At 61.4% G+C, this 25,370-nt stretch carries 22 protein-coding genes; 9 read left to right on the top strand and 13 right to left on the bottom strand.

Annotation, left to right across the window (positions count from 1 at the left end):
* Nucleotides 1–36: 36 nt before the first annotated feature.
* From A6U98_RS06750 to A6U98_RS06740, 3 genes are read right to left on the bottom strand one after another with little or no spacing between them, the layout of a single operon-like run.
* Nucleotides 37–888 carry a DUF1365 domain-containing protein gene (locus tag A6U98_RS06750; RefSeq protein WP_064648842.1) on the bottom strand — a complete coding sequence of 284 codons (852 nt, stop codon included), beginning with the start codon at nucleotides 886–888 and terminating at the stop codon, nucleotides 37–39.
* Complete coding sequence (locus A6U98_RS06745; RefSeq protein WP_064648840.1) at nucleotides 885–2,219, bottom strand: FAD-dependent oxidoreductase; 1,335 nt, start codon at nucleotides 2,217–2,219, stop codon at nucleotides 885–887. Before A6U98_RS06745 ends, A6U98_RS06750 begins: the two co-directional genes overlap by 4 nt.
* Nucleotides 2,216–3,667, bottom strand: a complete 1,452-nt coding sequence (locus A6U98_RS06740; RefSeq protein ID WP_064648838.1) for a deoxyribodipyrimidine photo-lyase — start codon at nucleotides 3,665–3,667, stop codon at nucleotides 2,216–2,218. Before A6U98_RS06740 ends, A6U98_RS06745 begins: the two co-directional genes overlap by 4 nt.
* 334 nt (nucleotides 3,668–4,001) lie before the next feature.
* Here A6U98_RS06740 and A6U98_RS06735 point away from each other — a divergent pair, with 334 nt between their 5' ends.
* Together A6U98_RS06735 and A6U98_RS06730 are read left to right on the top strand one after the other, a co-directional pair.
* On the top strand, nucleotides 4,002–4,319 hold the full coding sequence (locus A6U98_RS06735) for a hypothetical protein (RefSeq protein ID WP_064648836.1): 318 nt from the start codon (nucleotides 4,002–4,004) through the stop codon (nucleotides 4,317–4,319).
* A 115-nt stretch (nucleotides 4,320–4,434) separates the two neighbouring features.
* On the top strand, nucleotides 4,435–5,112 hold the full coding sequence (locus A6U98_RS06730) for an HAD family hydrolase (RefSeq protein ID WP_064648834.1): 678 nt from the start codon (nucleotides 4,435–4,437) through the stop codon (nucleotides 5,110–5,112).
* A 38-nt stretch (nucleotides 5,113–5,150) separates the two neighbouring features.
* Here the strand turns inward: A6U98_RS06730 and A6U98_RS06725 are convergent, their stop codons facing one another.
* From A6U98_RS06725 to A6U98_RS06690, 8 genes are all read right to left on the bottom strand, one after another.
* Nucleotides 5,151–7,808 (bottom strand): nitrate reductase, encoded by a 2,658-nt coding sequence (locus tag A6U98_RS06725; RefSeq protein WP_064648831.1) that lies wholly within the window; start codon nucleotides 7,806–7,808, stop codon nucleotides 5,151–5,153.
* Nucleotides 7,809–8,144, bottom strand: a complete 336-nt coding sequence (gene nirD, locus A6U98_RS06720; RefSeq protein ID WP_018073330.1) for a nitrite reductase small subunit NirD — start codon at nucleotides 8,142–8,144, stop codon at nucleotides 7,809–7,811.
* Between the two features lie 4 nt (nucleotides 8,145–8,148).
* The gene (gene nirB, locus A6U98_RS06715) at nucleotides 8,149–10,599 is read right to left on the bottom strand and encodes a nitrite reductase large subunit NirB (RefSeq protein WP_064648829.1); all 2,451 of its coding nucleotides are present in this window, start codon (nucleotides 10,597–10,599) and stop codon (nucleotides 8,149–8,151) included.
* A 17-nt stretch (nucleotides 10,600–10,616) separates the two neighbouring features.
* Nucleotides 10,617–11,885, bottom strand: a complete 1,269-nt coding sequence (locus A6U98_RS06710; protein ID WP_064648827.1) for a nitrate/nitrite transporter — start codon at nucleotides 11,883–11,885, stop codon at nucleotides 10,617–10,619.
* Nucleotides 11,886–12,366: 481 nt separating this feature from the next.
* A complete protein-coding gene (locus A6U98_RS06705; protein ID WP_197496353.1) occupies nucleotides 12,367–13,647 on the bottom strand; it encodes a CmpA/NrtA family ABC transporter substrate-binding protein in 1,281 nt (426 codons plus the stop codon).
* Nucleotides 13,648–13,681: 34 nt separating this feature from the next.
* Nucleotides 13,682–14,269 (bottom strand): ANTAR domain-containing response regulator, encoded by a 588-nt coding sequence (locus A6U98_RS06700; RefSeq protein WP_018241751.1) that lies wholly within the window; start codon nucleotides 14,267–14,269, stop codon nucleotides 13,682–13,684.
* A 134-nt stretch (nucleotides 14,270–14,403) separates the two neighbouring features.
* Entirely contained in the window at nucleotides 14,404–15,033 is a 630-nt protein-coding gene (locus tag A6U98_RS06695; RefSeq protein WP_064648823.1) for a glutathione S-transferase N-terminal domain-containing protein, read from the bottom strand.
* 7 nt (nucleotides 15,034–15,040) lie between these two features.
* On the bottom strand, nucleotides 15,041–15,406 hold the full coding sequence (locus tag A6U98_RS06690) for a metalloregulator ArsR/SmtB family transcription factor (RefSeq protein ID WP_018481244.1): 366 nt from the start codon (nucleotides 15,404–15,406) through the stop codon (nucleotides 15,041–15,043).
* 219 nt (nucleotides 15,407–15,625) lie between these two features.
* Here A6U98_RS06690 and A6U98_RS06685 point away from each other — a divergent pair, with 219 nt between their 5' ends.
* From A6U98_RS06685 to A6U98_RS06660, 5 genes are all read left to right on the top strand, one after another.
* Entirely contained in the window at nucleotides 15,626–16,486 is an 861-nt protein-coding gene (locus A6U98_RS06685) for an ABC transporter substrate-binding protein (RefSeq protein WP_064648821.1), read from the top strand.
* Nucleotides 16,487–16,500: 14 nt separating this feature from the next.
* Entirely contained in the window at nucleotides 16,501–17,631 is a 1,131-nt protein-coding gene (locus tag A6U98_RS06680) for an LLM class flavin-dependent oxidoreductase (RefSeq protein WP_064648819.1), read from the top strand.
* A 24-nt stretch (nucleotides 17,632–17,655) separates the two neighbouring features.
* Nucleotides 17,656–19,488: a TRAP transporter large permease subunit gene (locus A6U98_RS06675; RefSeq protein ID WP_064648817.1), complete on the top strand. Its 1,833-nt coding sequence runs from the start codon at nucleotides 17,656–17,658 to the stop codon at nucleotides 19,486–19,488.
* 13 nt (nucleotides 19,489–19,501) lie between these two features.
* Nucleotides 19,502–20,500 carry a TRAP transporter substrate-binding protein gene (locus A6U98_RS06670; protein ID WP_064648815.1) on the top strand — a complete coding sequence of 333 codons (999 nt, stop codon included), beginning with the start codon at nucleotides 19,502–19,504 and terminating at the stop codon, nucleotides 20,498–20,500.
* A 292-nt stretch (nucleotides 20,501–20,792) separates the two neighbouring features.
* Nucleotides 20,793–21,452, top strand: coding sequence for a peroxiredoxin (locus A6U98_RS06660; RefSeq protein ID WP_064648810.1), 660 nt, complete (start codon nucleotides 20,793–20,795; stop codon nucleotides 21,450–21,452).
* 67 nt (nucleotides 21,453–21,519) lie between these two features.
* Here A6U98_RS06660 and A6U98_RS06655 read toward each other — a convergent pair whose 3' ends face one another.
* Nucleotides 21,520–22,290: a gamma-glutamyl-gamma-aminobutyrate hydrolase family protein gene (locus tag A6U98_RS06655; RefSeq protein WP_064648808.1), complete on the bottom strand. Its 771-nt coding sequence runs from the start codon at nucleotides 22,288–22,290 to the stop codon at nucleotides 21,520–21,522.
* A gap of 149 nt (nucleotides 22,291–22,439) precedes the next feature.
* Complete coding sequence (locus A6U98_RS06650) at nucleotides 22,440–23,162, bottom strand: glutathione binding-like protein (protein WP_064648806.1); 723 nt, start codon at nucleotides 23,160–23,162, stop codon at nucleotides 22,440–22,442.
* Nucleotides 23,163–23,333: 171 nt separating this feature from the next.
* Between A6U98_RS06650 and A6U98_RS06645 the strand changes: the two genes are divergently transcribed.
* Nucleotides 23,334–24,326: a lytic transglycosylase domain-containing protein gene (locus tag A6U98_RS06645; RefSeq protein WP_197496361.1), complete on the top strand. Its 993-nt coding sequence runs from the start codon at nucleotides 23,334–23,336 to the stop codon at nucleotides 24,324–24,326.
* Nucleotides 24,327–24,406: 80 nt separating this feature from the next.
* Nucleotides 24,407–25,363, top strand: coding sequence for an NAD-dependent epimerase/dehydratase family protein (locus tag A6U98_RS06640; protein ID WP_197496352.1), 957 nt, complete (start codon nucleotides 24,407–24,409; stop codon nucleotides 25,361–25,363).
* The last annotated feature ends 7 nt before the right edge of the window (nucleotides 25,364–25,370 follow it).

Raw genomic sequence — 25,370 nt, 5'->3', positions numbered from 1 at the left:
GCGGCCGCCCCCCGGCCATTGCATCGAACGCTAATGTCATTCCGCCGCTTCCGCAAGCGGGCGGGTTTGGCGGACGCTGACTTCAGGCGGGGGCGCAGGACGCCTGACGTAGCGCGCGCCCTTCAGCCACAATTTCAACGCTTCCCAATGGATGCCGGCGATGATCTTCAAGGTGAGGAAGGGGATGCACGCCGTCAAGCCCAGCAGCGACGCGCTTGTCAAAGGCACCTGCCGTCCGGAAAATGTCGCCGAGAGAAGCGGGCCTTCGTTGTCGTTTTCCAGGATGCGCCAGCGGATTTCGGCACCCGGCGGCAGCATGCGGAAATGATAACGCGCCGCCATACCGATGAAGGGCGAGACATGGAAGAGCTTGTCGCAGCTCTGGCGAAGCCCGCTTTCCGACATCTCCCCATGGCCGACGGGACAGATATAGCTGTGCCGCTCGCCGAAAGTATTGCGCACTTCGTAGATCATCGCGACGACTGCGCCACCGGCATCATAGGCGTGATAGACGGAAAGCGGATTGAAGACATAGCCGAGAATTCGAGGATAGCAGACGAGCAAGATCCTGTCCGCGCGGTCGAGCCCCGCCTCGGCGAGCAGCCGGTCGGCATAGGCGCGCAGCGACGTGTCCCCGGGTTTTGCATGGTCCTTCTCGTGAAACGAGACGAGATTGCGTTTGTTGACGGAAAACAGCATCGATAGCCCGCCGGCCTCGTCCAGCCTGTCGAGATCGACAAGCAGCGAGAAGACACGGTAGCGGAAGCGATGGCCGAACGGTTTTATCCGTTGATGCATGATCTCGCCGACATAGAGCGCGGCTGCAGCATCCGGTGGGGCACCGTTGGCTACCGCGTTCATGCCACTTTTTTCGCCGCGCCGTGTCATGCCGCCGCATCCGGTTGGGGTTCCCACGAGGTTCGGACAGTCCGCCAGGGTATGATCCCGCCCAGAGCCTCCGCCGCCGCCAGACCGGAATCGAGACCATCCTCGTGGAATCCGTAGCCCGTCCAGGCACCCGCGAAATGGCAATTATTCTGTCCTTGAATGGTCGTGAGCGCTTGTTGAGCGCTCATGGCTTCCGCCGAAAATTGCGGATGTTCATAGGTGAATTCGGCAAACACTTTACGGGGGTCCGGCTCGCGGTCGGGATTGAGGGTCACGAATAGCGGGAGTTTCTCGTCGATGCCCTGCAGCCGGTTCATCCAGTAAGTCACGGCGACGTCCGCGTTTCCGTCTTCACGGCTGGAGCGCAGATAATTCCATGAGGCCCAAACCTTGCGCCGCTTCGGCATCAGCGATTGGTCGCGATGCAGGACGACGCGGTTCGGCTGGTAGGGGATAGCGGCAAGCAGCCTGCTTTCCCGATCGGTGGCATCGGCGAGCAGGCGGGCTGTCTGATCGCTGTGGCAGGCGAAGATCACCTTGTCGAACGGGTGTTCGATTCCCGTCTCGTCGATGATCGTGACGCCGCGCTCGGAGCGGATGACCCCGCGCACGCCGCAGGAGAGTTTCACGCGTTCGCCGAGCGGCCGAAGCAGCCGGTCGAGATAGGTGCGGCTGCCGCCGGTCACCGTGCGCCACTGGTGCTGCCGGCGATAGATCAGCCGGTGATTGTCGAAGAAATTGACGAACTGCTCAGCGGGAAACTGCAGCATGCGGGCTGATGGTGTCGACCAGATCGCCGCCGCCATCGGCACGAGATAGTTGTTGGTGAAACCGGGCGAGAAGCCGCGCCAGTCGAGATAGTCGCCGATGGAGCGCGAGGCGAGATGACCGGCGGTGCGATCTTCGAGGCAGGTGCGGTTGAAGCGGAGAATCTCGCGGATCATCCACAAGAACGAGGGCCGCAGCAGGTTGCGCTTCTGCGCGAAGATCGAGGACAGTCCGCCGCCGCTCCATTCCAGTCTGCCGCGGTCGAGCGAGAGCGAAAAGCTCATATCGCTTGCATGCGTCGCGACGCCGAGCTCGGCAAACAGCGCCGTCAGATTGGGATAATTCTGCTCGTTATAGACGATGAAGCCGGTATCGACCGCAATTTGTACCCCGTCGTAATCCACGTCGACCGTCGCCGTATGGCCTCCGGCCCGCGCCTGGCTTTCATACAGCGTAACGTCATGCACCTGACACAGCGCCCAGGCTGCGGAGGCGCCCGAGATGCCGGAGCCGATGACGGCGATCCTCAGTCGGCGTGGAGCGGGACGGAAGTGCGCGTTCATGCGGCATCCCTTGTTGCGTTGTAGGCGGCGAGCGCTCTGTTGCGGGCGTTCGCGTGATCGACGATCGGTTTCGGATAGGTTTGGCCAAGCGTGATGCCAGCTTCGTCGAGCATGCTCTTCGGTGCCCCGAATGGCCGGTGGATGTATTTTGCCCCAAGCTCTCGAAGCTCCGGCACGTAGGTCCTGACATAGCCGCCGTCGGGATCGAACTTTTCGCCCTGCAGCACCGGATTGAAGATGCGGAAGAACGGCGAGGCATCGGCTCCCGAGCCCGCTACCCATTGCCAGCTTGCGGCATTGTTGGCAGGATCGGCATCAACAAGCGTATCTCGGAACCAGGCTTCGCCTCGGCGCCAATCCACCATCAGATCCTTGATGAGGAAGGAGGCGACGATCATGCGCACGCGATTGTGCATCCAGCCATGGCGCCAAAGCTGGCGCATGCCGGCATCGACGATCGGATATCCGGTCATGCCGCGGCGCCACGCCTCGAAATCTCCGCTGTCGTTGCGCCATTCGAAGCCGTCGAAACGATCGTTCCAGTTGGCAGAGGCAAGACGCGGGAAATGGAAAAGCAGGTGATAGGAGAATTCGCGCCAGGCGATCTCCTTGCGAAAATGCACGATGTCGGCCGCCGGCACGCGTTGCGACAGGCCGCGCGTCGCATCCCAGATGCGGGCAGGGGATATCTCGCCCAGCGCCAGATGCGGCGACAGCATCGACGTCGCCGGTCTCGCTGGATAGTCTCGGTTTTCTTTGTAGCCCTCCAGCGCGTCTTCAACGAAGGCACGTAGCTTTTCGTGCGCGCCATCTTCGCCGGGTGTCCACAGATCGGTGAAGTCGCCCGCCCAGTCCGGCTTCGTCGGAAGCAGCTTCCAGCTCTCCAGCCTTTCCGATTTCGGAAGTTGCGATGTCAGCCGCAGTTTCGCCGGCGCCTCCAGCGGTGGCTCCGGTTCGCCAGCGCCCTCCAGTGCGCGCCAGAATGGCGTGTAGACGCGGTAGGGCGTGCCGTTGCCGGTCATCAGCCGGGAAGGTTCGTGCAGCAATTGGCCGCCGAAGCTTTTCGCCTCGATCGCCTGCTTTTCAAATTGGTGCTTGATACGGATGTCGATCGACGTCCCTGATGGATCGTAGCGGCGGTTCCAGAAGACGGCTTCGGCGCCGCTTTCCTTGATAAGGGCGCAGAGCACTTCGAGCGCCTCGCCGCTTGCAAGCACAAGCCGTCCATGCCGCTTGCGCAGCGACCTGTCGAGCGCTTCCAACGAATGATGCAGCCACCAGGCCTGCGCAGCACCCAGGGGGCCGGTGCCTGCTGCCGCCGGTTCTCTAATATAGAGCGGGATGATCGGCCGCCCGGAACGATGGGCGGCGGTGAGTGCCTGATTGTCGTCAAGGCGCAGGTCCTTGCGAAACCAGAGGATAACAGGTTTTGTCGCGTCCTTTGCCAATAAAGCCGTTCCCCGCCTGTGTTGTTTTCAACCCGCTACGGATGTACGGAACGCCCGGATCAAAAGTTTCATCCGGCGGAAAAAGTTTTCACGGCTGTCGGCGACATGAAAAAGGCCGGCGTGAACCGGCCTTTTCTGAGAGCGGCAGTCTGTCGCTTAGTTGTCGTATTCGCGGCAGGCATTGTTCCGAAATTTGCAGAAAACCTGCATTCAAGCTCTACGGCGTGCCCGGCATGGTTATGCGTAAACCTTAACGGGCGATGTCGCTGGATCGGCGCCGGCGCATGTCCTACTTGCATGCGGAGATACTAAAAAACCGTGGCATGAGGCCGCTATGTTCATCTCCTTTCGCGAAGCCGCAGATCTCGGTCTCCAGATCGCACTTGCACTCACCTTGACGATGAGTGGCATGGCCGTCGCCTCCTACGCCGTCAGGAATGACAAGGCTAAAATTTCCGCAATCGACGTCAGCCGTCCCTCACTCTGGACCGCCGCTCCGATGCGCATCGATCCGGCTACGCAGGCCTGCCTGCGCGCCGACGCTCCGGCCGCACTGGAACTCGCCGATGGTGCCGATGACCTCTGCCTCGACCCGATCGGCCTCCGGCTTTCCTGCGACTTGATCGTCACCTCTGGTACTGCGGCTTTTTAGGTGAAGGCGGTCGGGAGGCGTCACCGCCATTCCCGAAAGCTTGCAAAATCCAATGATTTGCAGTTTCATCGCGATAGCGACCACCGTTCGACTCTTTCCCTGAAGGATCAGCCTTTTGTCTATGCCGATGCCCCGCGGCTTCGAGAAGCCCTATGCCGCCTTCCTGTTCGATATGGACGGCACCATCCTCAATTCGATTCGCGCGGCCGAGCGTGTATGGAGCGACTGGGCAAGGCGTCACGGGCTCGATGTCGCCACCTTTTTACCGAAGATGCATGGATCGCGCGGCATTGACACGATCACCCGGCTGAACCTGCCTGGAGTCGATCCCGAACATGAATCGAAGCTGGTGACCGAGGCCGAAATCGCCGATGTCAGCGATGTCGTTGCCATTCCCGGCGCCGCGACCTTTCTGAGTTCATTGCCTCCGGATCGCTGGGCGATCGTCACCTCCTCGCCGTTGCGCCTTGCTCACCGGCGGCTGGAGGCCGCAGGCTTGCCGGTGCCGAGATTCATGGTGACGGCCGAGGACGTGAAGGTCGGAAAACCCGATCCGCAATGTTATATTCTGGGCGCCGAACGCCTCGGCGTCAGCACCCAGGATTGCCTGGTGTTCGAGGATGTCGCAGCCGGCATCACCGCCGGCGAGGCGGCGGGTGCCGATGTCATGGTCATCACGGCAACACATCACCACAAGATGGTGACGCCGCACCCGACCCTCTCATCCTATGATGAGATATCGGTCCGCATCTCCCCCGATCACAGGATGCTGATCGTCCCGAACAGGGGCTGACTGTGCTCCGGATGCGTCCTGCTTGCCTTTAACGCGGTTCACTCCGCGGCTGCGGCAAGACAGCGATCGATGATCCGGCCGATTTCGCTGCGGCAGGAGCCGCAATTGGTTCCAGCGCTCGTTTCCTTGCCGACCGCCTCGACGCTCTGACATCCGCCGCGCACGGCAGCAGCAATCTGGTTGACCCCGACACTGAAGCAGGAGCAGACGGTTGCGCCCGGATCCGGCCTGCCGGCGCCGGGACGACCCGCCACGAGCGCGAAGCGTTTCCTGAGATCGCCATGCGAGGCTGAGAGCTGCGAGATCGCCCAGTTGCGCGCAACGGCGACGGGCTCGCGGGCGAGAAACAGCGCGGCAAGCAGGACCTCGCCATCGAAGAAGGCGAGCCTGAGGTCGCCGGATTGCCGGTCGGCATAACCGAGCGGTTCGATCTCGGCCGGAATGGCGAAAACCGCCCGGCACCAGGCCGTCCAGTCTTCGACGGTTTCGGCGAAGGCAAGCTCCAGCCGCCAGCCGCCGGCGGCTTTTGCCAGCGCCCAATAGGCGGCGTCAGGCGTGGCGGGTTTTGTGGCGGAGACGGCGAAACCGTAATGGGTGGCGCGGAAGGGCCGGACGGAGACGGCAACGTTCTTAGACGCCGGCTGACCTGAAATGGGATCGGTGATCGGCGCGACCACGGCGTCGATCCGTGCTCTGGCGGCAAACTGGTCGTTCCAATGCATCGGCGCAAAGATGCCGCCGCGCGCCTGGCGATCGGTGACCAGCGCCCGCACGATTGCCTTGCCGTGGGGGCTGTCGATCTCGACGAGGCCCGCACTTGATATACCGGTCTCGATCGCGTCGCGCGGATGGATTTCCGCAAAAGGTTCGGCAATATGGGCAGAAAGCCGTGCGCTCTTTCCGGTTCGCGTCATCGTGTGCCACTGGTCGCGGATGCGCCCGGTATTCAGCGTGAAGGGGTACTCGGCATTGGTGCGATCGGTTGCGGGCGGTTTGACCGCGATGAAGCGCGCCTTGCGATCGGGATGGAAGAAACCGCCCTCGGAGAAGAAGCGGGTGATGCTGGGTTCGGTTCCTGCCGCCTGCGGCCACTGGAAGGGCGACAGTTCATCATAGGCGCCGCCGCTGATGCCGGCGCGCGCGCCGATGTCGAAGTCGCGGCTGCCGTTATTTTCGAAGGCGGAAAGCGCGGCGTGCTCGTCGAAGATTGCCGCCGGCGCATCAAAATCAAAGGCGGCGGCAAATCCCATGCGGCGTCCCACCTCCGCAAGCTGCCACCAGTCGGCCCTTGCATCGCCGGGGATGTCGAGAAACGGCCGTTGCCTTGAAATGCGCCGTTCGGAATTGGTGACGGTGCCATCCTTCTCGCCCCAGCCGAGCGAGGGTAAAAGTACATTTGCGTGCCGGGTCGTATCCGTCTCTTTCAGGATGTCCGACACGACGACGAAGGGACAGGCGGCGATGGCATTTTCGACGTTGTCGGCATCCGGCATCGAGACGACGGGATTGGTCGCCATGATCCAGAGCGCCTTGATGCGCCCATCGGCCACGGCTTGGAACATGTCGACAGCCTTCAGACCGGGCTTGGCGGCGATGACGGGCGAGTTCCAGAAGCGCTGTACACGGTCTCGGTCTTCGGCATTCTCGATCGCCATATGGGCGGCAAGCATATTGGCGAGACCGCCGACCTCGCGCCCACCCATGGCGTTCGGCTGGCCGGTCAGCGAAAACGGTCCCATGCCGGGGCGGCCGATGCGGCCGGTCGCCAGATGGCAGTTGAGGATGGCATTGACCTTGTCGGTGCCGGAGGAGGATTGGTTGACGCCCTGGCTGTAGCAGGTCACGACCTTAGACGTCGTCTCGAACAGGCGGAAGAACTCCCTGATCTGCATGGCGGGCAGGCCGGTCCGTTCCAGAAGATCGTTGATATCGAGCGCGGCGGCAGCCGCAAAAGCGTCGCCGAAACCTTCGGTATGGGCGCCGATATAATTCTGGTCGATTGCCGGACTGGTCGCGAGATGGGCAAGCAGTCCCATGAACAGCGCAACGTCGCCATCAGGACGGATGGCGAGATGCAGGTCGGCGATGTCGCAGGTCATCGTCCGGCGCGGATCGATGACGACGATCCGCATGTTTGGCCGCGCCGTCTTTGCGGCGGCAAGCCGCTGGTAGATGACGGGATGACACCAGGCAAGGTTGGAACCGGTCAGGATCACCAGATCCGCAAGCTCGATATCCTCATAGGTCCCGGGCACCGTATCGGCACCGAAGGCGCGGCGATGCCCCGCCACGGAAGAGGACATGCAGAGCCTTGAATTGGTGTCGATATTGCCGGAGCCAATGAAGCCCTTCATCAGCTTGTTGGCGACATAGTAATCCTCGGTCAGCAACTGGCCCGAGACGTAGAAGGCAACCGCGTCAGGCCCGTGTTCGGCGATCGTTTCAGAAAATCGGCGGGCGACCAGATCAAGCGCCTCGTCCCAGCCGCTCCGTTCGCCTTCAATCTCGGGATAGAGAAGCCGGCCATCGAGATCGATGGTTTCGGCAAGGGCAGACCCCTTCGAGCAGAGCCGGCCGAAATTCGACGGATGCTCGGGATCTCCTTTGACGCTGACTGCGCCGGCCTCGTCGATCGTGGCGACAACGCCGCAGCCGACGCCGCAATAGGGACAGGTGGTCTTGACCTCAGCCGCCATCTATTCCGCCGCCATCATCAGGCTTTCCAGGGCGATGAACAGCCTGCCGTCTTCGTTCAGCACCGGTATCGTCCGGACCTCGCCCTCGTCGGCGCCGAGCGCCTTGCCTGTTTCCAGCGAGATGACCCAGTTGTGCAGCGGGCAGGTGACCGACTTGGCGTGGACGATGCCCTGGGAAAGCGGGCCGCCCTTGTGCGGGCAGTGATCCTCGATGGCGAAGACCTCGTTTTCGGCCGTGCGGAAGACGGCGATCTTGCCCTGCGGCGTCTTCACGCAGCGCGCGCCGCGCAGCGGGATGTCGGAGATGTCACCGATTGCGATCCAGTTCATGTCCATCTCCTTATTCTGCAGCCTGCGGATAGCCGATCGTCGCCATCGGCTTGAACTCGTGCTTGTCCTTGCCGGAAACACGCTCCGACCAGGGGTCGACCTGGGCAAATTTTTGGCTGAAGACGAAGCGTTCGTAATAGGCCTTGCGCTTTTCGGCATCGCCCATGATCTGGCGGCGGATTTCCTCCAGGCCGACGCGCTTGGCCCACTTGTAGATGCGCTCCAGATAGCGGGCCTGCTCGCGGTACATCTGCGTCAGTGCCACGATATGCTCCAGAGCCTCGTCCTCGGTCCGGACAAGCCCGAGGACCTCCGTGCCCTTGATGTCGAGACCGGCTGCACCGGCGAAATGGATCTCGAAACCGGAATCCACGCAGATCACGCCGATGTCCTTGCAGGTTGCTTCCGCACAGTTGCGCGGGCAGCCGGACACGGCCATCTTCAGCTTGGCCGGCGTCCAGGAGCCCCACATGAACCTTTCGATCCGGATGCCGAGACCGGTGGAATCCTGCGTGCCGAAGCGACACCAGTCGGAGCCGACGCAGGTCTTCACCGTGCGCAGACCCTTGGCATAAGCCTGGCCCGAGACGAAGCCGGCTTTGCCGAGATCGGCCCAGACGGCGGGCAGGTCTTCCTTCTCGATACCGAGCAGGTCGATGCGCTGGCCGCCGGTGACCTTCACCATCGGGATTTCGAACTTGTCGACGACATCGGCGATGGCGCGCAGCTCGTTCGCATTGGTGACGCCGCCCCACATGCGCGGAACGACGGAGTAGGTGCCGTCCTTCTGGATGTTGGCGTGCACGCGCTCATTGATGAAACGCGACTGGTAGTCGTCGGCATATTCATCCGGCCAGTCGCAGACGAGGTAATAGTTGAGCGCTGGCCGACATTTGGCGCAGCCGCAGGACGTCTTCCACTCGAGCTCCTGCATGACGGCAGGGATGCTTTTCAGCCCCTTGGCCTTGATCAGCCGGCGAACGTCGTCATGGCCGAGTTCGGTGCAGGTGCACATCGGCTGTACGGCAGTCGGATTGTAGCTGTCGCCGAGCGTCAGCGCCATGAGTTGTTCGACGAGGCCGGTGCAGGAACCGCACGAGGCGGATGCCTTCGTGTGGGCGCGTACGTCGTCGAGTGACGTCAGCCCCTTGCCTGAAATCGTCGAAGTGATCTTGCCCTTGCATACGCCGTTGCAGCCACAAATCTCCGCGTCATCCGGCAAGGCTGCAACGGCCGCCATAGGGTCCAGCGGCGACCCTCCCTGATAGGCTTGTCCGAAGATCAGCGTCTCGCGCATCTCCGTAATATCGGTTGCCTTCTTCTTCAGGTCGTTGAACCAGGCACCATCGGCGGTCTCACCGTAAAGTACGGTGCCGATGATCTTGTTGTCCTTGAGCACCAGGCGCTTGTAGACGCCGGCGCTGGCATCGCGCAGCACGATCTCCTCGCGGTCGTCGCCATCGGCGAAGTCGCCGAGTGAATAAAGCTCGATGCCGGTGACCTTGAGCTTGGTCGGCGTATCCGCATGAACGAAGGCGGGCGAGCGATCGCCGGAGAGATGCGAGGCGGCGATACGGGCCATTTCATAGAGCGGCGCAACGAGGCCATAGACCATGCCGCCCACCTCGGCGCATTCGCCGAGCGCGAGAATGTTGCCGTCCGAGGTCTGCATGCCGGCATCGACGACGATGCCGCGATTGACCGCAAGGCCGGCGTCCTTCGCCAGGCCGACACTGGGGCGAATGCCGACGGCCATGACGACCAGCGTTGCCGGGATGATACGACCGTCGTCTAGCTCGATGCCCTCGACCTTGCCATTGCCGACGATCGCCTTGGTATTGGCCTTGCAGATGACCTTGATGCCGCGTTCCTCGACTGCCTTCTGCAGCAGGTAGCCGGCGGCCGGGTCGAGCTGGCGCTCCATCAGCGTCGGCATGACGTGCAGCACGGTGACGTCCATGCCACGCTGGGCAAGACCGGCCGCTGCTTCGAGGCCAAGCAGGCCGCCGCCGATGACGACGGCCTTTTCGCGCGACTGGGCGGCAAGCAACATCGCCTGCACGTCGTCGAGATCGCGATAGGTGATGACGCCGGGCAGATCCTTGCCGGGAACGGGGATGATGAAAGGCACGGAACCGGTTGCGATCACCAGCTTGTCATAGCTTTCGGTGACGCCGTGGTCGGAGGTGACGGTCTTGGCGGCGCGATCGATATTGACGATCTTGTGGCCTTTGTAGAGCATGATGCCGTGCTTGATATACCAGCCGTCACCGTGAATGATGATCTGTTCGTAGTCCTTTTCTCCGGAGAGAACCGGCGACAGCATGATGCGGTCGTAATTGACGCGCGGCTCGGCATTGAAGATCGTAACTTCATAGCGACCCGGCGCCTGCTCGAAGAGGTGCTCCAGCATGCGCCCGGGCGCCATGCCATTGCCGATGATGACAAGTTTTTCGGTCATATTTCCAGGTCCTTAGATCAGGTTGCAGCCACGGGCGCCGAGTGCCCTTGGCGCGACAGTTGCTTTACGGACAGGTGCATCCAGATGAGAGAAATCACGACGATCGCAAAAAGCAGCAGGAAACAGCTGGACCAAAGGCCGGTCATGTCCTTGAGGAGGCCAAAGGCAATCGGAAGGATGAAGCCGCCGAGGCCGCCCATCATCCCGACGACGCCGCCGACTGCGCCGACGTTTTCGGGGTAGTAGGCCGGAATGTGCTTGTAAACGGCAGCCTTGCCGAGGCTCATGAAGAAGCCGAGCACGAAGATGACGACGATGAAGATGACGGGGGTGATGCCGAACGCCGGACCCGTCCCGCTACCGGAAGCAGCCGGCAGCGAAAGGATGAGGGTGGCCACGGCCGAAACGGCAAGCATCGTATACATGACGCTGCGCGCGCCCTTTTTATCCGACAGCACGCCGCCGAAAGCGCGGAAAATGCTGCCCGGGATGGAATAGGCGGCCGCGACCATGCCGGCGGTTTCCAGGTTGAAGCCGTAGACGCCGACCAGATAGCGCGGCAGCCACAACGACAGGGCGACGAAGCCGCCGAAGGCGAAGAAATAGTAGAGCGAGAAGCGCCAGACCTGAACGTTCTGCAGCGGCGCGAATTCCTGCGCGAAACTCTTGGAGGCAGCGCGACGTTCGCGGCGGAGACGGAAGGCCGGATCATCGGTCGTGGTGAACCAGAAGACGATTGCCATCAGCGCCAGACCGACGGCCCAGATTTCCGCAACCGCCTGCCAGCCCCATGCGATCAGCACGAAAGGCGCGGCGAATTTGGTCACAGCCGCGCCGACATTGCCGGCACCGAAGATGCCGAGCGCGGTTCCCTGCTTCTCCGCCGGGAAGAAAGGCGAGACATAGGCGACACCGACTGCGAAGGAGCCGCCGGCCAGGCCGACGCCGAGACCGGCGATCAACATCTGCGTATAGGTCTGGGCGTAAGAGAGCAGAAAGGTCGCCAATGCGGCGGCCAGCATGGTGAGCGTGTAGACGAGACGGCCGCCGTAACGCCCCGTCCAGATGCCAAGAACGATGCGCACCAGCGAACCGGTGAGCACGGGGGTGCCGACCAGCAATCCGAACTCGGCCTCGTTCAGGCCGAGATCCTGCTTGATGCGAATGCCGATGATCGCGAAGATCGTCCAGACGGCAAAACAGAGGGTGAAGGCTACAGTGGAGATCCACAATGCCTTGGCTGGTTCGCCGGCGGACATGGACTGTGATTTCTCGATGACAGACATAACTTCTCCGAGGCCCGACAAGGTCGTGCCGATCCATCGCTGAGGGTTAAAACAAAAAGCCGCTGGTCAGGACGCGCATACCCGAGGCGCGCGAAATATCCTGATCAGCGGCTTTGCTGGTGGCGCCCGCCGTTGGACGCCGAATTCTTGGGCCTTCTGGCCCATTTGCCTGGAGGCAATCCGTTGGCCAGATTGCTCAAGCTAAAACCTAGCTCTTCAATCCGAAGAGCAATCTCTGTGTCTTCCGTGAGCGTCTATCGCGCGCTCACTTTGCGCTGATCGTCATTGACCGGTGCTACAAAGACTATGCAAACTGCGTGCCAGTTTTGTGATCTGTGTTCAATCCACTGAATACACATGATATTTTACCAAACGCGCCGCCTGCTTGTTTTTCGGGCCGCCACCCACTCATGCAAATATTTTGTGCGCTTGTCGTGAGGTGGGCAGATGCGTGCTGGCGTTTTGTGCAGGCCGGCATCGGTTAGACCTCGTCGCCGGAAACGAAGGCGAGGGCGCTTTTGACGGTAAAACCTGTGACATAGTCCGGCAGCCTCGCCGGGTCGAAGACGTGGCCGTCCATAAAACGGTCGCCCTCGTCACTGCCTTCGATGCGGATATCGGCATCTTCGGGTGCGTTGTCGTCACCCAGAGCAGCGCGATAGAGATCCGGGCGGTAGGCGGATGCTGCGGCCCTTGCCATGTTAAGGCTGATCTCGGCCTGTCCCCAGCGGATCATCTGGCTGTAGATCCACAGCGCATGGCTTGGTCGGGGATAATTGGCGAAGCCGGAATGGAACATGAAATAGTCGGCGATAATGCGGCGGTTACCCTTTGCGTCGAGGCTGAATTCGCCGGCGAGCACACGGCGAATGATTTCGACGGGGGCAGCGATATAGCGCGGGTCGGCAAGAGCTGCCGCCAGCGCATCGTGATTGTCCGGCCGGTCGCACCACCGGGCTGCCGCGTCGAGTGCCACGATCAGCCGGGAAACGGTTTCCGGATGGCTTTCCGCCCAGTCCGGCCGCATGCCGATCACCTTTTCAGGTGCCGACGGCCAGATATCCTGTTTGGCGGCGACGATGCGGCCGACGCCGCGTTCCGAAGCGACCATGTTCCACGGTGCACCGACGCAGAAACCGTCAATCGCACCGGCTGCCAGCGCATCCGAAGTCATGGGCGGCGGCACGACCACGAGTTTGACGTCCTTGTCGGGATCGATGCCGCCGGCTGCCAGCCAGTAGCGGAATTCGTAATTGTGCGAGGAGAAGGGATAGGTGACCCCGAAGGTCGGCAGCGGCTCGCCGCGGGCCTTCATTGCCGCCAAAGTTTTTGCCAGGGCGCGGGCATTGTCGAGCGCGCTTGCCGTTTCCGGCAATCCCGCGTCATTCCGCATCCTGTCGAAGAACCGCGTCGACAGCGTGATCGCGTTGCCGCCGCGCCCCAGCGAAAATGGTGTGATCGTCGGTGAGGGATTGGAGCCGAGACCGAGCATGGAGGCGACCGGCATCGGCGACAGCATGTGGGCGATGTCGAACTGGCGGAATGCCAGGCGGTCGCGCACATTCGCCCAGGAGACGTCCTTGACGAGATCGAGCGTCAGGCCTTCCTTCCGCGCGAAGCCGAATTCCGCCGCCGCAATCAGCACCGATGCATCGACGAGCGGAATGAAACCGGCCCGCAGCACTTTCGGTCCTTCGTTGTTCACCCGCACGGGCGAGGGCAGCTCGCCGCCGGAGTTGGAGGTCTTCGTCATCATATCCACTCCGGTTTCCTCCGGAAATTCATCAGGTCGGCCATTACATCAACAGCCCCGCGGCAGTGACGACGCTCTGGGCGATTTCCGACATCTTCTTCTTTTCGTTCATCGCTGTCTGACGCAGTAGGGCGAAAGCCTCTTCCTCGGAGAGGCCGCGCATCTTCATCAATATGCCCTTGGCGCGCTCGACCAGCTTGCGTTCCTCTAGCGCGGAGCGGGCATCGGCAAGTTCCCGCCGCAGCCGGTTGAAGGCATTGAAGCGGCTGACGGCCATGTCGAGGATCGGTTTGACGCGTTCCTTCTTCAATCCGTCGACGATATAGGCCGAGACGCCGGCATCGACGGCAGCCTCGATCGAGGCCGTGTCGGAGCGATCGACGAACATGGCGATCGGGCGGCTGACGGTGCGCGTCAGCTGGAACAAGTGCTCCATCATGTCGCGGTTGGGATTTTCGATATCGATGATGATCACGTCGGGCATCAGCGTTTCGATGATTCGCGCGATGCCGTTGACCTCGTGGACCACGGTGACGCGCACATGCCCTGCCTCGCGCAGTCCTTCTTCGATGATGGAGGCGCGAATGGCATTTTCGTCGATCACCAGAATTGTCAGATCGAGATGCGTCATTGCTATATTCATGACGCAGTGCAGCAAATTTAGCAAGGTGTCCGCCTGAAAAATGTGCAAAAATAGGTGTGCGCAAAAAATAATCAAATTGCCGAAATTTCGGGCGGGATCAATATACCACGTCGCCAAGGTCTTCAGGGCTGCGGTATTTCGGATGTGAAATGGGGAACGTCATAGCCGCGCTTGATCTGTGACCGCGCCGCAAGCCTAAGATACCATCGCTTGACGTTCGGGAATGCATTCAGGTCGATCTCGTGGCGCTTAAAACGGGAAACCCAGGGCCAGACCGCCATGTCGGCGATGGAATAGTCGTCGACGAGATAGTCGCGGTCTGCGAGCCGCACGTTCAGCGTTTCATAGAGGCGGCGAGTGTCCCTGCGAAAGAGATCCTCTGCGAACGGCGCTTGGCCTGCATTATAGGTCAGGAAATAATGGGCGTTGCCGAGCGTCGGCCCGAAGCCGCCCATCTGCCACATCAGCCATTCGATCGTGTGATGCCGGGCGGCACCCTGCAAGGGCAGGAAGCGGCCGGTCTTCTCGGCGAGGTAGAGCAGGATGGCGCCGGATTCGGCAAGCGTGATGCCGGTCTCGTGATCGATGATAACAGGAATCTTGCCGCCCGGATTGATGGCGAGATAGTCCTGCTGGAATTGATCGCCCTTGGTGATGTCGACCGTGTGGGGACGATAGTGGAGCCCGAACTCTTCGAGCGCGATGGATACTTTGAGCCCGTTCGGCGTGGTCCAGGTATAGAGGTCGATCATCGGGGGCTCAATCGAACATCATTTCGTCGACCGGCAGCTTCGTCATTCCGAAGCGCCCGGTGACATCGTCGAGGCCAGAGAACATGTCCCGCAGAGTTTGCACAATCGTCTCGACGCGGGGGTCAATGACGCGATAGACGATCGCCTTACCATCGCGGCGCCCTTCGATCACGCCGGCCTCGCGAAGCTCGCTTAATTGCTGGGAAAGCGTCGGCTGGCGGATACCGAGTTCGTCCTCCATCGCCGAGACCGAGGCTTCCGTCTCCATGAGATAGCAGACAATCGCCAGGCGGTTGGCGTTGGCGATCAGCTTCAGCAATTCGCTTGCTGCGCCGACATCGCGGCAGACTCTGGAAGAAACGGGCTTCGTCAACGGTGTCGTCCTTGAAGGTTCTATAAAAAAGTAAAGTGACGGCGCTGAATTTTCAACTCCGGCTCGCTCACTTCGCTCGATCTGGTAAAAGATTTCATTGCCTATCGATTTTATGGGATTTCAAAGGCGATTTTCTCCTGCTGACGACAATCGCTTCCTCGCAATCAATTTATAAAAAAGTAAATTGATTGCGGCAATCATGACGACGGTCGGAGCAAAATGAGAATTGGCGTTCATCCCAACAATCTGCATCTTCGCCTCGCGCGGCTCTGGCCTGGCGCCTTTGCCGATCTGCAGCCGATTTTCGTCTCCTATGCCGAAGGTCGCGATACCGCGGCCCTGCTGCAAAGTGGTGACATCGATCTCGGCGGCACCGGCTCGACGCCGCCAATCGAGGCTGATACGCGCGGCCTCGGCGTCGAATATATCGCCGCCTCCGCGCCGCGTCCGGCCAATGGCGCCATCTTCGTCAGGCGCGACAGTTCGATCGGCTCCGTCGCTGAGTTGAAGGGCCGCCGGATCTCGCTGATCGACGGTTCGTTTCACACCTATCTCCTGGCCCGCAGTCTCGAAGGTGAGGGGTTGAGCTTGCCTGATGTCGAGCGGGTCGAAAGCGGCGCGCGCGATTCGCTCGCCGATCTGCTCGAAGGGCGCGTCGATGCTTGGGTCGCCATGTCGCCGCGTCTCGAAAAGGCGCTGGAGCGTAATGACGTCAGGCCGATTGTCCGCTGCGGCGCGGCCATTCCCAACCGTTCGCTTTTCTGGACGCTGCAGCGGAACGGTCTTTCGGCGACGGAGACCCGGGCGATCGTCTCCGAACTCAGCCGGATCGGCACCGAGATCGCCGCCGATCCGCGCGCCGCCGCCGGACTTCTTGCATCTGGCGACCGCGGCGGATCGGGCGACCGCGGCGGAACGGATATCGATGCCTGGGAAAAGGTGGTGCGCTCGCGAGACTTCACGGTGTTTCCGATCGACGAGGAGATCATTGCCGAACAACAGGAAGAGGCCGACACGCTGCTGCGTCACGGCCATTTCGCCAAGCCCATCGTGCTGAAACGCCCGGAAATGACGAAATAACAAGGAATCGGGAGATGAACGTTTTCTGGTACATGTGCGCGCCCGACGGCGCCTATCCCTGGCAGCCGGAAGGCTCACGTCAGGTCGATTACGGCTATTACAAGCAGCTTGCCCAGGCCTATGACCATCTGGGTTATACCGGCGCCCTGTTTGCGACCGGCGCCCATGACGTCTGGGTGCTGGCGAGCGCACTGCTTGCTCATACCGAGCGGCTGCGTTTTCTGGTTGCCATCCATCCTGGCCTCGTCGCGCCGACATTGCTTGCCAAGATGGCGGCGACCTTTCAGGAGTTCGCCCGCGGCCGGCTGCTGATCAATGTCGTCTCCGGCGACGCCAAGATGCTCGGCGCCTATGGGATGATGTTACCGCATGACGAGCGCTACGACATGGCGGAGGAGTATCTTCAGCTTTGGCACCGGCTCTTTGCCGGTGAGAGCGTTACCTATCAGGGCAAGTATTTCTCGACGGACGGCGCCAAGCTGGCCTTGCCGGTCGGCGAGAGCATCGCGCCGCCGCCGCTCTGGTTCGGCGGCTCCTCGGACAAGGCGTTGGATGTCGCGGCAAAACATGTGGATACCTATCTCTCCTGGGGCGAGACGCCCGCTCAGATCGGCGAGAAGGTCGAGGCGGTGAAGGCGCGGGCCGCCCACTACGGACGTGAACTGGAATATGGCATCCGCCTCTATGTCATCGTTCGCGACACCGACGAAAAGGCCTGGGAAGCGGCGGCCGATCTCTATGGCCGCATGGACGATGCGGCGATCACCGCTAACCAGCGTTTCGTCGCAAGAAGCGATTCCGTCGGCCAGCAGCGCATGACAGCCTTGCACGGCGGCCTCAAGCCGGAAAATCTGCGCGATCTCGAAGTTGCACCGAACCTCTGGGCCGGCATCGGCCTGGTGAGGCCCGGCCCCGGCACGGCGATCGTCGGTTCGCCGGATACGGTTCTGCGCACGCTCGAAGCCTATCAAAAGGCTGGTGTCGATACTTTCATTCTTTCTGGCATGCCGCTGCTTGAGGAAGCCTATCGTTTCGGCGAAAAGGTGCTGCCGCGGCTCGATGTCAGCAGGGAGGTCTCGAAGGCGCGGAACTACACCTGGTCGACGCTATTCGATCGCGATCTTTCGACCGTCAAGAATGCCTAATCCTCTCGCCAGAAGGTAAGTGTTGTGGCCACGAGTGAATTTCATCCGATCGAACAGACCGCTCCGGACAGCGGGGTGGCAGCGCGCCTGCTGCGGGTGATCGAAGCGGTTCTCGGCATTGCGGCGGCACTCGTTCTCGCCGTGCTGCTCTTGATGGTGCTCGTCACAGTCTGCCTGCGCTATTTCTTTAGCGCCGGCTTCATTGGCGCCGAGGATCTTGGTATCTGGCTGCATGTCGGCCTTATCGCGCTCGGCGCGCCGCTCAGCCTCAACAGCGCGCTTGCCATGCGCCTCGACGTCTTCGTCAAGATGCTGCCGGAAAGCCTGCAGAAGGTCACGCCGATCGGCGCCGACGTCTTCACCGTGCTTTCAGCGCTGATTCTGAGCTTCGGCGGCAGCGAGATCATGACGATGCTTGGCGGCGTGTCGCCGACGCTCGGCGTGCCGGAATGGATCCGCTTCGGTTTCCTCGGCGCCGGCGGCGCGCTGATCCTTGTCGTGCTGCTTTTGCAGCGCATCGCCGAAGGCAAGATCCTACCGGTTTTGCTCTCGCTTGCCGTCGGTGTCGCGCTCTATGCCGGCATCCCGCATGTCTCGCTCGATCTCGACTGGCCGCCGAGCATTTTTCTCGGACTGATCGCCGCGGTCGGCCTCGTGCTTGCTGCGCCGCTGCCGCACGCCTTTCTTGCCGCAGCCTATGTCGTCATCGCCTTCGGCAGTAGCCTGCCGGAGCCGGCAATCGTTTCCGCCACCGTCACCGGCATCTCGAAATTCCTGCTGCTCGCCATTCCCTTCTTCTTGCTCGCCGGCGGCCTGCTGACGACCTCCGGCGTCGCCAACCAGCTCGTGCGCTTCGCCGCCGCCATGGTCGGCCATCGCAGGGCTGGACTGGCGCAGACGACGCTGTTGACCAGCGTTCTCTTTTCCGGCGCCTCCGGCTCGTCGGTCGCAAATGCCGCCTTCGGCGCATCGACCTTCCAGCCCGAGCTGGTCAAACACGGCTATCGGCCGGCGCAGGCGGCGGCGATCATCGCCTCGACATCGGTTCTCGACAACGTCATCCCGCCGTCGATCGCCTTCCTCATCCTTGCGACCGCAACCAATCTTTCCGTCGGCTCGCTGCTCGTCGGCGGTTTCTTTGCCGGCGGGCTGATGGCCATATGCCTGGCGGTCGCAATCCATCTGACCGTGCGGGAGCAGGCGCCTTTGCCGCGCGCAAACGCCAGGCAGCGCTGGCAGTCCGCGGTTCAGGCTATTCCGGCCTTCGGGCTCGGCATCATCGTCGTCGTCGGCATCCGCATCGGCATCGTCACGACCACGGAAGCGGCCGCGCTTGCCGCTTTCTACACGCTGCTGCTCGGCATCGGTGCGCGCCTCGGCATTCTCTCGCTCTATGCCGCCTTGCGCCAGGCAGCAGTCGAAGCGGCGGCGATCGGTCTCCTCATCGGCACGGCCGGCCCCTTTGCCTTCCTGCTGGCTGTCGACGACGTGTCCGGCCTGATCTCGCATCTGACGACGGCACTCGGCGGCAGCGCGCTTGCGGTCATCCTGCTGTCGAACGTCATCCTGCTGGTTGTCGGCCTCGTTCTCGATATCGGCGCCGCGATCCTGCTCTTCGGCCCGATCCTGCTGCCGGCAGCGGTCGCCGCCGGCATCGATCCCATCCAGTTCGGCGTGATCATCGTCGTCAACCTGATGATCCACGGACTGACACCGCCGCTCGGCATGCTGATCTTCGTCGTCAGCGGCGTCACGCGCATTCCCGCTTCGGAGCTCTTCCGGGCGGTGGTTCCCTATCTGCTCGCTCTCCTGGTCTCGCTCGCAATCCTTTGCGCCTGGGCCATCATCTTCTCGTAAACAGGACAACCCCATGGACAATTTCAACCGACGCAACTTCCTGAAGACCGCAGCTCTCGCTGGAACGGCGCTTGCAGCGCCCGCCTTCGTCCGCACCGCCGCGGCCCGCACGACGACGATCACGATCGCCTCGCTGCTCGGCGACGACAAACCGGAAACGAAGATCTGGGTGAAGATTAGCGAACTGGTCGAAGCGAAACTCCCCGGCCAGTTCAAGTTCAACATCGTCAGGAACGGTGCGCTCGGCGGCGAGAAGGAAGTGGCCGAAGGCGTGCGCCTCGGCTCCATCCAGGCCAGCCTTTCGACGGTCTCGTCGCTCTCCGGTTGGGTGCCGGAACTGCAGATCCTCGATCTGCCCTTCCTCTTCCGCGATGCCGACCATGTGCGCCGGACCGTCGCCGGCGATGTCGGCGCCGATCTCAAGCAGAAACTGCAGGCGCAGAATTTCGTCGTCGGCGATTTCATCAATTACGGCGCCCGCCATCTCCTGACCAAGGAGCCGGTGACGCGGCCGGAGCAGCTTAAGGGCAAGCGCATTCGTGTCATCCAGAGCCCGCTGCACACCAAGCTCTGGAGCGCATTCGGCACGACGCCGATCGGCATTCCGATCACCGAAACCTATAATGCGCTCGCAACCGGTGTCGCCGACGCGATGGACCTGACCAAATCGGCCTATGCCGGCTTCAAGCTCTATGAGGTCGTGCCTGACATGACCGAGACGGGTCACATCTGGGCATCCGGCGTCATCTATTATGCCTCGACCTTCTGGGCCGGCCTCAATGACGAGCAGAAGGCGGTGTTCCAGCAGGCTTCCAGCGAAGGGGCTGCCTATTTCAACCAGCTGATCGTCGACGACGAATCCAAATCCGTCGAGACCGCACTTGCCAACGGCGGAAAGCTCCTGAAGCCGGAAGCCTTCGACGAATGGCAGAAGGGCGCCCAAGGCGTGTGGGACGATTTCGCGCCTGTTGTCGGCGGCATCGACAGGATCAAATCCGTTCAGGCGGCCTGAGCGAGGGGCGGCGGTTCTCCTGCAGCTTTTGACGGGACCGATGGAAAACCATCAGTCTCTTCATCGCGCGCGCACTTGCCGGAAAAATAATGCCGGAGCAGGCCGGAAATCGAAAGAGCATGCCTTCGGTGATCGTGATATATAACTTACTTAAAATCCTGGAATGGGAAGTTTTTACCTTCGGCCGGTGCGATCCCGTTGACCGCAATCTCGCGACCGCTTCCGGCGGACGGATCCCATGGACTCGATTTGAAATAAACAACATTGAACACAAGGCTTTGGAGGGCCGACCATGAGCTTACGTATCAACGATATTGCCCCCGATTTCACCGCCGACACCACGCAGGGACCGATCAGCTTTCATGATTGGATCGGCAGCGGCTGGGCCGTCCTGTTCTCGCATCCGAAGAATTTCACGCCGGTTTGCACGACCGAACTCGGCGCCATGGCCGGCTTGGCCGGGGAATTTTCCAAGCGTGGCGCCAAGATCATCGGCATCTCCGTCGATCCTGTGGAAAGCCATGCCAAGTGGAAGAGCGACATCAAGACCGCTACCGGTTTCGATGTCGAATATCCGCTGATCGGCGACAAGGACCTCAAGGTCGCCAAGCTTTACGACATGCTGCCGGCCGGCGCCGGCGAGAGCTCGGAAGGCCGCACGCCTGCCGACAACGCCACGGTGCGTTCGGTCTTCATCATCGGTCCCGATAAGAAGATCAAGCTGATCCTGACTTATCCGATGACGACGGGCCGCAATTTCAATGAGATCCTGCGCGCCATCGACTCCATCCAGCTGACGGCCAAGCACCAGGTGGCGACGCCAGCGAACTGGAACCAGGGTGACGACGTCATCATCACCGCCGCGGTTTCCAACGAAGACGCGATTACGCGTTTCGGCTCCTTCGATACGGTTCTGCCCTATCTCAGGAAGACCAAGCAGCCGACGGTCTGATTGCTGCTTTCAAGCCATTCCCCAAGCCGCCGCGAAAGCACTTCGCGGCGGCTTTTTACTGATCAGACTAAGCGATAGCTTTATGGGCTCTCACCGCATCGCCGAATGCCTGAAACAGAGCACGGTTCACAGGGTTGGTTTGCGGATCGTATTCGGCATGCCATTGCACACCGAGAGCAAACCCCGGCGCGTCCTTGAACCGTATCGCCTCGATCGTCCCATCCTCCGCTATGCCTTCGGCAACGACCCGCCCGCCAAGCTCGAGAATGCCCTGTCCATGCAGGGAGTTCACCCGGATCGTCTCCCGGCCGAGGATACGCGCAAACATCCCGTCCTGGGTAAGTCGAACATCGTGACGATCGCCGAAAACGATGGCGAGGTCGGGATGGATCTCGCCGGTTTCCAGGCGGGGCATTCGGTGATTCATGCGTCCGGGCAATTCCCGGATTTCAGGATGCAACGAGCCGCCGGCCGCGACGTTCATTTCCTGAAAACCGCGGCATATACCGAAAATAGGAACGCCGCGCGCAACACAGGCTTCGATCAATGGCAGCGCCAGCCCGTCACGATCCTCGTCATAAGGTTCATGCTTGGGATCTGGCACCGTGTTGAAACGGCTGGGATGGACATTGGCTCTGGCGCCCGTCAGCAGAATGCCGTCGACGACAGCCAGCAGATCCGCGATATCGGCCAGTTTGGGGTTGCCGGCAAACATCAGCGGCAAGGCTTCGGCGACATCGGCCACGGCCCTCAGATTGTTTTCTCCGACAAGCTGAGCCGGAAATCGGCTTTCGATGATGCGGGCATTCCCGATGATGCCGATTACAGGTCTTGCCATTGCTGCTCACACCCCAAGTCGCAACGCCAACTGCTGCCCAAGCCCCCTGGCTCCCCGGGCAGGTGATTTAAAACGCCTGGAAACCGGGGCCGGCCGCTGCTGGCTGGCGGCTCGGTTGTCGCTATGGTTATCTCTAGCCGGGCCGAAGCTCAATCCGGAACGGGCAGGGCGCGCTGGTTGTAGAGGATCTTGCGGATGCGCGCCTGTTCCTCTTCTGAGAGCTTGCTGTTGTCGGTGCCAAGATCGGCGCCGACCGCCAGGCCGCGCTGGACGCCGGGCCTTGCGCCGACCTCCTCGAACCATCGCTTGAAATGCTTGAACTCGTCGATGTCCTGACCCTGTGCCTGCCAGTTGACGGTCCAGGGATAGCTGACGATATCGGCGATGGTGAATTCCTCACCGGCCAGATAGCGCCGGTCGCGAAGCCGCATGTTGAGAACGCCGTAGAGGCGGTTGGCTTCGTCCGTGAAGCGCCGCACCGCATAGGACTGGTCGCCTTCGCGGTCGCCAAGACGACGGAAATGACCGGCTTCGCCGAGTTTCGGCCCCTGGTTCGCCATCTGCCAGATCACCCATTGCGTGACCTCGTATTTGCCGCGCGGATCCTGCGGCCAGAATTTGCCGGTCTTCTCGGCGAGGTAGAAGAGGATGGCGCCGGATTCGAACACGCTCAACGGACCGCCGCCATCGGCAGGCTCGTGATCGACGATGGCAGGCATGCGGTGATTGGGGTTGAGTTTGAGATAATCAGGTTTGAATTGGTCGCCCCGGCCGATATTGACCGGCACCAGCCGGTAGGGCGTGCCGGTTTCCTCCAGGAAGATCGAAACCTTCTTGCCGTTCGGCGTCGGCCAGTAGTGGAGATCAATCATCTGCTTATCCTCGTTCGCTTAGATAGTCCTGGCGAAGAGGATGACGCTGCGACCGTGACTGGTCGAATATATCTGTTCCAAAATTGATGGCGAAATTAGAAACCTGGTGCAGAGAAGGAAATGGGGGAAGCTTCCTACCCGTATCGATGGTATGGAGAATTCCGCGTTGCGATGGAAGTTCGAACCCGCCGAGATCCGATGATAGGCCGGAAACGTCAGTCCGACATGGGGAGGAGATCGGCGAAAGCCATGCTTTCGCTCTGCCTTGTGTTTTCCCAACTGGACACGGTAAAGGCCCAGCCGGAAGGAAGCGCTGGGGCGCCGGCCTGTCTCTATTCGGGGCCTTCGGCGTCGGAATCGGGTGAGACGCTTTGCATCCGTAAGGACAGTTTCAATCGAGACCTTTGCGTCGCGATCGAGCATTTCGCCAGCGCCAATCAATTGCCGCCGGATTATTTCGCCCGTCTCATCTGGCGGGAAAGCACCTTTCGCCCCGATGCTGTCAGCTTCAAGGGAGCACAGGGGATTGCGCAATTCATGCCCGGAACGGCGAAACTGCGCGGTCTTGAAGACAGCTACCAGGTGTTGGAAGCCCTGCGGAAATCGGCGCAATATCTCGACGAATTGCGCAATCGTTTCGGCAATCTCGGCCTTGCCGCCGCCGCCTATAATGCCGGCGAAAACGGACTTTCCTCTTACCTTGCGTCAGGGAGATTACCTTACGAGACACGCGGTTACGTCTTGGCAATCACCGCGCATACGATCGAGGAATGGAAGGATAATCCTCCGGATGATGCGGCCGCCCCGCTCGACAAGGACAAGTCCTTCCTCGATGCTTGCGTGGCGCTTGCGGAGAGACGGACGTTGAAGGACACGCCCTGGCGTCAGGAGGGTGAATGGGCGCCCTGGGGCGTCCAGCTTGCGGCGAATGCGAATGTCGCGGTAGTCAGGCGCATGTTTCTCGATGCCGTTCAAGAACTGCCCGCGCCCCTGAATGCGGAGCAGCCGCTGATCCTCCGCCAGCGCGATCGCAGCTTTGGTTTTCGCCCGCGTTATGCTGCCCGCATCGGCCGGCAGACACGCTTGGAAGCCAACGACCTCTGCAACCAGATCCGCAAACAGGGCGGCACCTGCCTTGTTTTCAAAAATAGCGGGCCTGGTTGAGCCGACTTGATCACGAAAAGTCTGCTTGCAGGATCACCTAAGCGCAGCATATTCGACACGGAAATGCAAAGGGAGGAACGATGATGCGGGTTTTGATAATCGGGGCAACGGGCCATGTCGGAACCTATCTCGTTCCCCGTTTGGTAGAGGCAGGCCACGACGTCGTCACGATCAGCCGCGGCACGGCAAAGCCTTATACGGCAAACCACGCCTGGGCTTCCGTCGATCAGCGTCAGATGGATCGGGCCGCCATGGAGCGGACGGGTGATTTCGGCTCGGCCGTGCGTGGTGTGAAAGCCGATATCGTCATCGACATGATCTGCTTCACGCTGGAAAGTGCCGAGCACCTGGTGACTGCGCTGTCGGGGCATGTCGGTCATTTCCTGCATACCGGCACGATCTGGACACATGGCCACCCCAGTGCCGTGCCGACACTGGAAGAGGCGCCGAAATCTCCCTTCGGCGATTACGGCACGCAGAAGGCGGCGATCGAAACCTATCTGCTGCAGCAGGCAAGGCTGCGCGGATTTCCGGCAACCATCATCCATCCCGGGCACATTGTCGGTCCCGGCTGGGCGCCGCTCAATCCGGCTGGCAATTTCAACCTGCAGGTCTTTTCGACCCTTGCCCGCGGGGAGACCCTGGCGCTGCCCAATTTCGGCTTGGAGACCGTTCATCACGTCCATGCCGATGACGTGGCGGCGATGTTCATGGATGCGATCGCCAACTGGAATGCGTCGACCGGCGAAAGTTTTCACGCGGTTTCGGAGCAGGCATTGACCCTTCGCGGCTATGCCGAATCCATGTCTCGCTGGTTCGGGCACGAGCCGAAGCTCAGCTTCGCCCCATTCGACGCCTGGGCGGAAAGTCAGACGGCTGAGGATGCGAAGGCGACCTGGGAACATATCGCCCGCAGCCCGAATTGCTCGATCGCCAAAGCCAAACGCCTGCTCGGTTACACCCCGAGATACACGTCCCTGCAGGCAGTGCAGGAATCAGTGGGTTGGCTGGTCGGGCAGGGGCGGATCGAGACCTGATCCGCTA

Origin of the sequence: Rhizobium sp. WYCCWR10014 (assembly GCF_001657485.1) — a bacterium.
In the GTDB taxonomy this organism is placed as follows: Bacteria; Pseudomonadota; Alphaproteobacteria; order Rhizobiales; family Rhizobiaceae; genus Rhizobium.
The sequence above is the reverse complement of the archived record's forward strand: the minus strand, read 5'-3'. Positions and strand labels throughout refer to the sequence as shown.

What these genes read in the sequence shown, in the direction of transcription:
- A6U98_RS06750 (WP_064648842.1), bottom strand. Translation starts at nt 888, where the DNA reads ATGACACGGCGCGGCGAAAAAAGTGGCATGAACGCGGTAGCCAACGGT.
- A6U98_RS06745 (WP_064648840.1), bottom strand. Translation starts at nt 2,219, where the DNA reads ATGAACGCGCACTTCCGTCCCGCTCCACGCCGACTGAGGATCGCCGTC.
- A6U98_RS06735 (WP_064648836.1), top strand. Translation starts at nt 4,002, where the DNA reads ATGTTCATCTCCTTTCGCGAAGCCGCAGATCTCGGTCTCCAGATCGCA.
- A6U98_RS06725 (WP_064648831.1), bottom strand. Translation starts at nt 7,808, where the DNA reads ATGGCGGCTGAGGTCAAGACCACCTGTCCCTATTGCGGCGTCGGCTGC.
- nirD (WP_018073330.1), bottom strand. Translation starts at nt 8,144, where the DNA reads ATGGACATGAACTGGATCGCAATCGGTGACATCTCCGACATCCCGCTG.
- nirB (WP_064648829.1), bottom strand. Translation starts at nt 10,599, where the DNA reads ATGACCGAAAAACTTGTCATCATCGGCAATGGCATGGCGCCCGGGCGC.
- A6U98_RS06710 (WP_064648827.1), bottom strand. Translation starts at nt 11,885, where the DNA reads ATGTCTGTCATCGAGAAATCACAGTCCATGTCCGCCGGCGAACCAGCC.
- A6U98_RS06700 (WP_018241751.1), bottom strand. Translation starts at nt 14,269, where the DNA reads ATGACGCATCTCGATCTGACAATTCTGGTGATCGACGAAAATGCCATT.
- A6U98_RS06695 (WP_064648823.1), bottom strand. Translation starts at nt 15,033, where the DNA reads ATGATCGACCTCTATACCTGGACCACGCCGAACGGGCTCAAAGTATCC.
- A6U98_RS06685 (WP_064648821.1), top strand. Translation starts at nt 15,626, where the DNA reads ATGAGAATTGGCGTTCATCCCAACAATCTGCATCTTCGCCTCGCGCGG.
- A6U98_RS06680 (WP_064648819.1), top strand. Translation starts at nt 16,501, where the DNA reads ATGAACGTTTTCTGGTACATGTGCGCGCCCGACGGCGCCTATCCCTGG.
- A6U98_RS06670 (WP_064648815.1), top strand. Translation starts at nt 19,502, where the DNA reads ATGGACAATTTCAACCGACGCAACTTCCTGAAGACCGCAGCTCTCGCT.
- A6U98_RS06660 (WP_064648810.1), top strand. Translation starts at nt 20,793, where the DNA reads ATGAGCTTACGTATCAACGATATTGCCCCCGATTTCACCGCCGACACC.
- A6U98_RS06655 (WP_064648808.1), bottom strand. Translation starts at nt 22,290, where the DNA reads ATGGCAAGACCTGTAATCGGCATCATCGGGAATGCCCGCATCATCGAA.
- A6U98_RS06650 (WP_064648806.1), bottom strand. Translation starts at nt 23,162, where the DNA reads ATGATTGATCTCCACTACTGGCCGACGCCGAACGGCAAGAAGGTTTCG.
- A6U98_RS06645 (WP_197496361.1), top strand. Translation starts at nt 23,334, where the DNA reads ATGGAAGTTCGAACCCGCCGAGATCCGATGATAGGCCGGAAACGTCAG.
- A6U98_RS06640 (WP_197496352.1), top strand. Translation starts at nt 24,407, where the DNA reads ATGATGCGGGTTTTGATAATCGGGGCAACGGGCCATGTCGGAACCTAT.